This is a genomic window from Pseudomonas guariconensis, assembly GCF_024127895.1.
GTDB classification, from domain to species: Bacteria; Pseudomonadota; Gammaproteobacteria; order Pseudomonadales; family Pseudomonadaceae; genus Aquipseudomonas; species Aquipseudomonas guariconensis_B.
Genome location: NZ_JAMYBK010000075.1, coordinates 1 through 599, shown reverse-complemented (window position 1 = coordinate 599; position 599 = coordinate 1). Strand labels below are relative to the sequence as shown.

The 599-nt window shown below is 55.9% G+C and carries 2 protein-coding genes; one reads left to right on the top strand and one right to left on the bottom strand.

Annotated elements, in window-relative coordinates; translation table 11 throughout:
- A partial coding sequence (locus NJF35_RS24610; RefSeq protein WP_253091625.1) for a transposase occupies positions 1 to 142 on the top strand: 142 nt, incomplete at its 5' end.
- Here the strand turns inward: NJF35_RS24610 and NJF35_RS24605 are convergent.
- On the bottom strand, positions 113 to 406 hold the full coding sequence (locus tag NJF35_RS24605) for a hypothetical protein (RefSeq protein WP_253091624.1): 294 nt from the start codon (positions 404 to 406) through the stop codon (positions 113 to 115). The genes NJF35_RS24610 and NJF35_RS24605 overlap by 30 nt on opposite strands.
- Positions 407 to 599: the final 193 nt, after the last annotated feature.

Here is a 599-nt window from a genome sequence, read left to right as displayed (position 1 = left end):
TATCGAGCGACTGTTCGGCTGGCTGAAGGAGCATCGTCGCTTGGCGACCCGTTACTGCAAGCTCGCGAAAAGCTATGCCGCCATGGTCACATTGGCCTGCTGGCGGCGATGCCTACGACAGTACTTTTCGTACAGTGCCTAGTGCGCGCTGCAGTTCGGCTTTCTCCTTGGCTAGCTCAATCTGCCGGGCTTGCTCAGCAGCCTCGCGCGCTGCCCGTTCGAGTTGCCACTGAGCGTTTATTTCGTCCGCCACTGACTGAAGCCTTTGCAGCGCGTTTGCTGCGAGCCTTTCACCGCGAATTGATCGAATCCAAAGTCGGTTTGTCGAGTCATGCAGAACCGCGTGCTCGAACTTGACCGGATCATTGATCTGCTCCAGTGCCAGGTGATGGAGATCAATCTCCATACTGGAATGTTCCAGGGCTTCGAGTTGGCGATAACGCTCATGCTCCATCCGTGTTGAGAGCTTGATCCGGACGATCAGCTGCCTAGGGATTCTCCGAACAAGTTTCCCCAAGCCCGCGATAAGTAACGTGTCGACGCCGCAAGGCCGATTTTTCAGGCCTCAATCGCATCAAAACCAGGGCTTTTCCCTGGTT